This is a genomic window from Streptomyces solincola (assembly GCF_002982015.1).
Taxonomy (GTDB): Bacteria; Actinomycetota; Actinomycetes; order Streptomycetales; family Streptomycetaceae; genus Streptomyces; species Streptomyces solincola.
The window spans coordinates 1-8,349 of sequence record NZ_PVLV01000079.1; the positions used below are offsets into that span (position 1 = coordinate 1).

8 protein-coding genes and 1 pseudogene are annotated in these 8,349 nt (G+C 73.5%); 5 read left to right on the plus strand and 4 right to left on the minus strand.

The window, feature by feature from the left end; genetic code table 11:
* From C6N75_RS30470 to C6N75_RS32185, 3 genes and pseudogenes are all read left to right on the plus strand, one after another.
* Positions 1 to 873 (plus strand): annotated as a pseudogene (locus C6N75_RS30470) (hypothetical protein); the annotation flags it as partial.
* Between the two features lie 5 nt (positions 874 to 878).
* A complete protein-coding gene (locus tag C6N75_RS05865; protein ID WP_105867773.1) occupies positions 879 to 1,172 on the plus strand; it encodes a barstar family protein in 294 nt (97 codons plus the stop codon).
* A gap of 106 nt (positions 1,173 to 1,278) precedes the next feature.
* Positions 1,279 to 1,803 (plus strand): hypothetical protein, encoded by a 525-nt coding sequence (locus C6N75_RS32185; protein ID WP_407703196.1) that lies wholly within the window; start codon positions 1,279 to 1,281, stop codon positions 1,801 to 1,803.
* Here the strand turns inward: C6N75_RS32185 and C6N75_RS05875 are convergent.
* The 3 genes from C6N75_RS05875 to C6N75_RS05885 form a co-directional block, all read right to left on the minus strand.
* The gene (locus C6N75_RS05875; protein WP_105867767.1) at positions 1,686 to 3,368 is read right to left on the minus strand and encodes a phospho-sugar mutase; all 1,683 of its coding nucleotides are present in this window, start codon (positions 3,366 to 3,368) and stop codon (positions 1,686 to 1,688) included. The genes C6N75_RS32185 and C6N75_RS05875 overlap by 118 nt on opposite strands.
* Before the next feature lie 121 nt (positions 3,369 to 3,489).
* Positions 3,490 to 4,314, minus strand: a complete 825-nt coding sequence (locus C6N75_RS05880) for a purine-nucleoside phosphorylase (RefSeq protein ID WP_105867768.1) — start codon at positions 4,312 to 4,314, stop codon at positions 3,490 to 3,492.
* A gap of 216 nt (positions 4,315 to 4,530) precedes the next feature.
* Positions 4,531 to 4,968 carry a gamma-glutamylcyclotransferase gene (locus tag C6N75_RS05885; RefSeq protein ID WP_105867769.1) on the minus strand — a complete coding sequence of 146 codons (438 nt, stop codon included), beginning with the start codon at positions 4,966 to 4,968 and terminating at the stop codon, positions 4,531 to 4,533.
* Positions 4,969 to 5,111: 143 nt separating this feature from the next.
* Between C6N75_RS05885 and C6N75_RS05890 the strand changes: the two genes are divergently transcribed.
* Both C6N75_RS05890 and C6N75_RS05895 read left to right on the plus strand, forming a co-directional pair.
* Positions 5,112 to 6,560, plus strand: a complete 1,449-nt coding sequence (locus C6N75_RS05890) for an NAD(P)H-quinone dehydrogenase (RefSeq protein WP_107503735.1) — start codon at positions 5,112 to 5,114, stop codon at positions 6,558 to 6,560.
* 245 nt (positions 6,561 to 6,805) lie between these two features.
* Positions 6,806 to 7,732 carry a DeoR/GlpR family DNA-binding transcription regulator gene (locus C6N75_RS05895; RefSeq protein ID WP_407703197.1) on the plus strand — a complete coding sequence of 309 codons (927 nt, stop codon included), beginning with the start codon at positions 6,806 to 6,808 and terminating at the stop codon, positions 7,730 to 7,732.
* A 19-nt stretch (positions 7,733 to 7,751) separates the two neighbouring features.
* Here C6N75_RS05895 and C6N75_RS05900 read toward each other — a convergent pair whose 3' ends face one another.
* Positions 7,752 to 8,345, minus strand: a complete 594-nt coding sequence (locus tag C6N75_RS05900; RefSeq protein ID WP_105867772.1) for a TetR/AcrR family transcriptional regulator — start codon at positions 8,343 to 8,345, stop codon at positions 7,752 to 7,754.
* Positions 8,346 to 8,349: the final 4 nt, after the last annotated feature.

Consider the following 8,349-nt stretch of genomic DNA (forward strand, 5'->3'; position numbering starts at 1 on the left):
GCGGCCCTGGCCAACAACGCCAAGGCCGAGGCAGGCGAGGCCGCCGCCGAAGCCGCCAAGTCCGCCGATGAGGCCGGTCGCCATGCCGCGGACGCGGACAAGGCGGCCACCGCCGCCGAGACCAGCGCGGCCCAGGCCAAGCAGTCCGCCATCACCGCCCGCAACGCCGCCGCAGCCGCCGACCGCGACGCCGACGCCGCCGAGGACTCCGCCGCACAAGCCGAGTTCTCCGCACAGTACGCACGCGACTCCGCCGCCCGCGCCCGTGACCACTCAGATGCCGCCCGCGCCTCCGCCCTGGCCGCCGGCAAGGACGCCGACGACGCCAACCGCCTGGCAGGCCAGGCATGGGCCCAGGCCAAGGAGGAACTGGAAAAGGAAATAGCGGAAGAGATCCGCAAGAACAAGGAAGAGCACGAGAAGCAGCAGGCGGCGCAGAAGAAGAAGGAGAACCGCAAGAACCAGCAGTGCGTCAGACTCATCCCGCACGGACACACCTACGAACCCTGCGACGAAGCCGACGCACGCCACGAGCGCACCCGCGAGCACTTCACCATCGCCGCGGACTTCGCCCGCACCTACCTCTTCGCCAACACCGAAAAGTGCATCAAGGACCCCACCTTCGGCGACTGCGCCCTCGCACTCACCGAAATCATCCCCGCCGGAAAGCTCCGACTCCTCACCAAGATCGACGACGCAATCGACACCTCCATGAATGCCAAGACCTTGGAGAGGGTGGTCGATTGCGTCAAGAAGAATACGATGAAGCGTTCGAAGCAGCCGGGAACTCGCCTGGTGTGGTCAAGTGACGGCCTGGCCTACATCACTTTCGACCACTATCGGAGCTTCTACCAGATTCCGAACTGGAAGTGACCACCGTGAGGATCGAGATCGACGGAGCGCGGGTCCAGGAGGTACTCGACGTCCACCGAGCCCTGGCTGGACCGCTGGACTTCGGCCCCTACTACGGGTGGAATCTGAGCGCCCTGTGGGACCGTCTTTCGACAGACGTCGAGCGGCCCGTGGACATCGTCTGGAAGGACGCCGCCGTAAGTCGGCGGGTCCTGGGCTCGGTGGTGTTCGAAGGCGTCAGGGACGTCTTGCTTCGAGCTGAGGCGCAGGACCGGGAATTCGGCTGGAAAAATCGGATTACCGTCACGATCGTGGAGTAGACCGCGGTAGCGGGCGTCCCCGCGCGTGCGCTGCCAAGACATACGGAAGTCCCGCCGCGTGCGCCCCGGAGTATGTCGCGGCCGGGGCTTCCCGTTCTCCCAACGAGTGCTCGTCACCACTGGTGTACTCCGACGGTCCTCGACTGAGTCCATCTCTTGCCCCTCGTTGCCTTTTCGTGGCTCCGTCGGCAAGGGCGAACACCATGCAGCCGCCGTCACACCGACCGGAAAGACCGACCCCATCAGGCGGGCGCAGGCCGCCGGGCGGGTGTGTGCCGGCGACCCGTTCGACCTGACAATGCTGGTCATCGCCATGTCCGGTGCCTGGTCGCCGGACAGCGCCGTCTGCGCGGCCGGCGCCGACGAGGTCGAAGCGGTGCACGAGCGGCGGCGCGACCGGCGCCGCGCCCGCGTACGCCGGGCCGGTCGCGCCCCGAGCGGGGCCCGGACATGCCGAGAGGGCCGGGAGGTGTGGTCCTCCCGGCCCCGTACGGCGGTGGTGTCCGCCGCTGGTCAGATCCCGGCGGCGGCCGCCAGGTCGCGCTTCAGGGCGGCCAGCACCTCGGCGGCCCGCTCGCGGGCGCCGGCCAGCTCGGCCGCGGCGGCGACCGGGACGACGACCTCCAGGTAGCACTTGAGCTTGGGCTCGGTGCCGCTGGGGCGCACGATGACCCGGGCCCGGTAGTCCCCGGCCAGGTGGTAGCGCAGGCCGTCGGTGGGCGGCAGCGTGTCGGTGCCCTTGGTCAGGTCCTCGGCGGAGGCGACCGTGAGACCGGCCAGTTCGGCCGGGGGCCGCTCGCGCAGACGGCGCATGGCGGTGGCGATGACGGTGAGGTCGGTGACCCGCACCGAGAGCTGGTCGGTGGCGTGCAGGCCGTGCGCCACGGCCAGCTCGTCCAGCCGGTCGCAGAGCGTACGGCCCTGCTCCTTCAGCTCCGAGACCAGCTCGGCGACCAGCAGCGCGGCCGTGATGCCGTCCTTGTCGCGCACCCCGCCCGGGTCCACGCAGTAGCCGAGCGCCTCCTCGTAGCCGTAGCGCAGGCCCTCCACGCGGGCGATCCACTTGAAGCCGGTCAGCGTCTCCTCGTAGCCGGCCCCGGCCGCCTCGGCGATCCGGCCCAGCAGGGAGGAGGAGACGATCGACTCGGCGAAGACGCCCTCGGCGCCCTTGCGGACCAGGTGGTCGGCGAGCAGCGCGCCCACCTCGTCGCCGCGCAGCATCCGCCAGCCCGCCTCGGCCGAGGCGTCCGGCACCGCCACCGCGCAGCGGTCGGCGTCCGGGTCGTTGGCGATCACCACGTCCGGAGCGGCCTCGCGCGCGGTGGCGAACGCCAGGTCCATCGCGCCCGGCTCCTCCGGGTTGGGGAAGGCCACGGTGGGGAAGTCCGGGTCCGGCTCGGCCTGTTCGGCCACCAGGACCGGGGCCGGGAAGCCGGCCCGCTCGAAGGCGGCCAGCAGCACGTCCTTGCCGACGCCGTGCATCGCCGTGTAGACGGTGCGCGCGCCGCGGGCGGCGCCGGGCGTCAGCACGGCGTCGGTGCGGGCCAGATAGGCCGCCAGGACGTCCTCGCCGAGGACCTCCCAGCCGGACTCCGGGCGCTCCACGTCCGCCAGCGCGCGGACCGCGTCGATCTGGGCGGCGATCTCGCCGTCGGCCGGCGGCACGATCTGCGAGCCGTCGCCCAGGTACACCTTGTAGCCGTTGTCCCGGGGCGGGTTGTGGCTCGCGGTGACCTCGACGCCGGCCACCGCGCCCAGGTGCCTTATGGCGAAGGCGAGGACGGGGGTGGGCAGCGGGCGCGGCAGCACGGCGGCGCGCAGCCCCGCGCCGGTCATCACCGCGGCGGTGTCCCGCGCGAAGTCGGCCGACTTGTACCGGGCGTCGTAGCCGATCACCACCAGGCCGCCGGCCTGCCCCTGCGCCTTGAGGTAGCCGGCGAGACCGGCCGCGGCCCGGATGACCACCGCGCGGTTCATCCGCATCGGGCCCGCGCCCAGCTCCCCGCGCAGCCCGGCGGTGCCGAACTGAAGGGTGCCGGCGAACCGCTCGGCGAGCGCGGCGGCGCCGTCCGCCCCGGCCGCCTCGATCAGGCCGGCCAGCTCCTCGCGGGTCTGCGGGTCCGGGTCCTCGGCCAGCCACGCCCGCGCCCGGGCGAACAGCTCCGCTTCGGGGGAGCCGGTGGGGTCCTGCTGCACGGTGGTCTGCCTTCCTGGGCGTGGCCTGGCGCCGGTTCCGCTGCTGCGGCTTCCACGGCTGCTGCGGCTGCTACGGGAACGAGTGCGGCCGGGCCCCGGACGGGACCCGGCCGGTGCGGTCTCAGATGCGGTCGAGGACCCGGGTGAGGAGCTCGCCCATCCGGGCGGCCGAGTCGCGGCCGGCCTGGAGGACCTCCTCGTGGTTCAGCGGCTCGCCGGACAGGCCCGCCGCCAGGTTGGTCACCAGGGAGATGCCCAGCACCTCGGCGCCCGCCTCGCGGGCCGCGATGGCCTCCAGCACGGTGGACATGCCGACCAGGTCGCCGCCCAGCACCCGGACCATGTTGATCTCGGCCGGGGTCTCGTAGTGCGGGCCGGGGAACTGGACGTACACGCCCTCCTCCAGCGTCGCGTCGACCTCCTTGCACAGCGCGCGCAGCCGCGGCGAGTACAGGTCGGTGAGGTCCACGAAGTTCGCGCCGACGATGGGGGAGGCGGCCGTGAGGTTGATGTGGTCGCTGATCAGCACCGGCTGGCCGGGGCGCATGCCCTCGCGCAGGCCGCCGCAGCCGTTGGTCAGCACGACCGTCTTGCAGCCGGCGGCGACGGCGGTGCGCACGCCGTGCGCGACCGAGGCGACGCCGCGGCCCTCGTAGAAGTGGGTGCGGCCGAGGAAGACCAGGACGCGCTTCCCGCCGAGCAGGTACGAGCGGATCTTGCCGCCGTGGCCCTCGACGGCCGGGGGCGGGAAGCCGGGCAGCTCGGTGACCGGGAACTCGGCCTCCGGCGCGCCGAGCACGTCCACGGCCGGGGCCCAGCCGGAGCCCATCACCAGGGCGACGTCGTGGGTCTCGGCGCCGGTCAGCGCCCGGAGCCGCGCGGCGGCGTCGTCAGCGGCGGCGTAGGGGTCGCCCGGGAGGTGGTCCGGGGTGGCAGTTGCGTTCACAGAGTCTCTCGCCTCGCGAAGAACGTCGCCCCGGGCGGGCGGGGCCGACCGGGGTCCGGGGTGGGAGCCCCGGAGAAAACAGATGCGGTACGCGGGCAGCCTAGCCGCTCATGGCCTACGCGCGTAGATGACGGAGCCCACGGAGTTGCGATCGTTGTGTTGTCGTTTCCGACAAGCGCCTGCCGGCGGCCTCGTCAGGGCCCGTTCGCGCGGCGATCAGCAGGGGCGCTTGCGCAGCTCCATGACGTAGTCGTGGGGGGCGCCGGCGGACTCGGCGGCGTCGGCCACCTCGCCCAGGTAGCGGGCGGAGGGCAGCCCGCCCTCGTAGCCGTTGAGCACGTACACCCAGGCGGGCTCCTCGCCGTCCAGGGTGTGCACCCGCAGCCGCATCCGGCGGTAGATGTCCAGGCCCACGCCCTCCCAGCGGTCCATGGAGTCCTCGTCCATGGGCGCGATGTCGTACATCGCGACGAACACCTGGGAGCGCGGCGCCTCGACGATGGTGGCCAGAGCCCCGTCCCAGCCCATCTGCTCGCCGCCGAACGTCAGCCGCCAGCCGTTGAGCCAGCCGGTGCCGCGCAGCGGGGAGTGCGGGGCGCGGCGGCTCATCAGCCGCGCGTCGAGGTTGCCGGCGTACGCGGCGTAGAGCGACATGCCTTCGAGGGTACGGGAGGGGGGCCCGCAGGTCCCGCCTCGGCCGATCCGGCCCAGCGGCCCGGCCCCGGCGGGGAGCACCCCGGGGCGTGCGGGACAATGGATCGCGTACCCCAGACCCTGCCGTGACGAGAGCGCGAGGCGTGACCCCTGTGACCCGGATCGTGATCATCGGTGGCGGACCCGGCGGATACGAGGCGGCCCTGGTGGCCGCCCAGCTCGGCGCGGAGGTGACCGTCGTGGACTGCGACGGCCTCGGCGGCGCGTCCGTCCTGACCGACTGCGTCCCCTCCAAGACCCTGATCGCCACGGCCGAGGTGATGACCACCTTCGACTCCTCGCACGAGGAGCTGGGCATCATCGTCGCGGACGACACCCCGCACATCGAGCAGGCCGCCCGGATCGTCGGCGTGGACCTCGGCAAGGTCAACCGCCGGGTCAAGCGCCTGGCGCTCGCCCAGTCGCACGACATCACCGCCTCGGTCACCCGCGCCGGCGCCCGGGTGGTGCGCGGCAGGGGCCGGCTGGAGGGGCAGCAGGCGTCCGACGGCTCGCGCCAGGTCGTGGTGCGCGCGGCGGACGGCTCCGAGGAGCACCTGACCGCCGACGCGGTGCTGATCGCCACCGGCGGCCACCCGCGCGAGATCCCCGACGCCCAGCCCGACGGCGAGCGCATCCTCAACTGGACCCAGGTGTACGACCTCGACGAGCTGCCCGAGGAGCTGATCGTGGTCGGCTCCGGCGTCACCGGCGCCGAGTTCGCCGGCGCCTACCAGGCGCTCGGCTCCCGGGTCACCCTGGTCTCCTCCCGGGACCGGGTGCTGCCCGGCGAGGACCCGGACGCGGCCGCGGTGCTGGAGGACGTCTTCCGCCGGCGCGGCATGAACGTCATGGCCCGCTCCCGCGCCGCCTCCGCCAAGCGGGTGGGCGACCGGGTCGAGGTCACCCTCGCCGACGGCCGGGTCATCTCCGGCAGCCACTGCCTGATGGCGGTCGGCGCGATCCCCAACACCGCCGGCATGGGCCTGGAGGAGGCCGGGGTCCGGCTCACCGACTCCGGGCACGTCAAGACCGACAAGGTCTCCCGGACCTCCGCGCCCGGCGTCTACGCGGCCGGCGACGTCACCGGCGTCTTCGCGCTCGCCTCGGTCGCCGCCATGCAGGGCCGCATCGCGATGTACCACTTCCTGGGAGACGCGGTCACCCCGCTCGACCTCAAGGCGGTCTCGGCGAACGTCTTCACCGACCCGGAGATCGCCACCGTCGGCTACACCCAGGCCGACGTGGACTCCGGCCGGATCGACGCCCGGGTGGTCAAGCTGCCGCTGCTGCGCAACCCGCGCGCCAAGATGCAGGGCATCCGGGACGGCTTCGTCAAGATCTTCTGCCGGCCCGGCACCGGGATCGTGGTCGGCGGCTGCGTCGTCGCCCCGCGGGCCAGCGAGCTGATCCACCCCATCTCGCTCGCCGTCGACAACAACCTGACGGTCGAGCAGATCGCGAACGCGTTCACCGTGTACCCCTCCCTGTCGGGCTCGATCGCCGAGGTGGCACGCCAGTTGCACACCCGCAAGACCGAGGACGGCGCCTGAGCCCACCGCGGCCGGGGACCGGCGGGGGGACAACCCCCGCCAATCCCCGGCGAGTCGGGACGCCGACCGGTCGGCACCGGTCGGCAACCGTCTGAGGCCGTCAACATCCGGACGCCCCCATACCAGTTGGTGGGCTTCTCTGTTCGGAAATTCGCGTAATGGGCGCATAACGCTGCATGGGAATGCTCGTGGGCGTTACTGTCAGTTTCGTGTTCGCTGCAGAACGTCGCCAGTTGATCCTTGAAATGGTGCGCGCCAACGGAGCCGTGTCGCTCCGGGAGCTCGCCCGCGTCGTCCAGACCTCCGAAGTGACCGTACGCCGTGACGTACGGGCGCTGGAGGCAGAAGGACTCCTCGACCGCCGGCACGGCGGCGCCGTCCTCCCCGGCGGCTTCACCCGCGAGTCGGGGCTGCCGCAGAAGTCGCACCTGGCCACCGCCGAGAAGACCGCCATCGCCGACGTCGCCGCCGGCCTCGTGGGCGAGGGCGAGGCCATCGTCGTCGGCGCCGGGACCACCACCCAGGAGCTGGCCCGCCGGCTCGCCCGGGTGCCCGGCCTCACCGTCGTCACCAACTCCCTCCTCGTCGCCCAGGCCCTCGCGCACGCCAACCGGGTGGAGGTGGTGATGACCGGCGGCACCCTGCGCGGCTCCAACTACGCCCTGGTCGGCAGCGGCGCCGAGCAGTCCCTGCAAGGACTGCGGGTCTCCCGCGCCTTCCTGTCCGGCAGCGGCCTCACCGCCGAACGCGGCCTGTCCACCTCCAACATGCTCTCCGCCAGCGTGGACCGCGCCCTGGTGCAGGCCGCCGCCGAGGTGGTGGTCCTCGCCGACCACACCAAGCTGGGCGCCGACACCATGTTCCAGACCGTGCCCACCGACCTGATCACCCGGCTGGTCACCGACGAGCCGCCGCCGCACGAGGACCGGGCCGGCACCGAACTCCAGGCGCTCGCCGACCAGGGCGTGCAGATCACCGTCGCCGGCGCCGGCCAGAACGCCGCCGAACCGGCCCCGCCCGCCCGCCGCGCCCGCCAGGACGTGCCGCTGCCCGGCCAGCGCGGCCGCCACCCCGGCGCGTCCGCGCTGCGCGGCGCCGGCGCCCCGCTGCCCGCCGAGGCCCCGCCCGCCGACCGGGGCCCGGCCCGGGTCGCCGACCTGCGCCGCCGCTGACCCGCGGCCCGGGGCGCGGCTACGGCTTGAGGCCGCGCAGGGTCAGCGCCAGCAGGCGGTCGGCCAGCCCCCGGTCGCCCGGGCACTCCTCGGCCGCCAGCGCGATCGCGTTGGTGAGCTGCATCAGGTCGCCGATCGACACGTCGTCGCGCACCGCCCCGGACCGCTGGGCCCGCTCCAGCAGCCTGGCGCCCGCCGACCCCAGCGGCGTGCTGCACTGCGACAGCGCGGACGTGGTGTCATGCGAGGCCGACATCAGCTCCCGGGCCAGCCCCCGGTACTCCCCGGCGTGGCCGACCACCGCCCGCAGCCACTCCACCAGCGCGGCGCACGGCTGCTCCGCCTCGGCCAGCTCGCCGGAGCGGGCCAGCAGGGCGTGCAGCGCCTCCTGGAAGACGGCGTTCATCAGCGCGTGCCGGTTGGGGAAGTGCCGGTAGAGCGTGCCGATGCCGACGCCGGCCCGCCGGGCCACCTCCTCCAGCGAGGCGTCGGTGCCGTGCTCGGCGAACGCCAGGCGCGCCTCGCGCAGCAGCCGCTCCCGGTTGCGGCGGGCGTCGGCGCGCAGCGGACGCTCCCGGCCGGGCTCCGGCTCCGCCGCCGTACTGGTCGCCATCGCG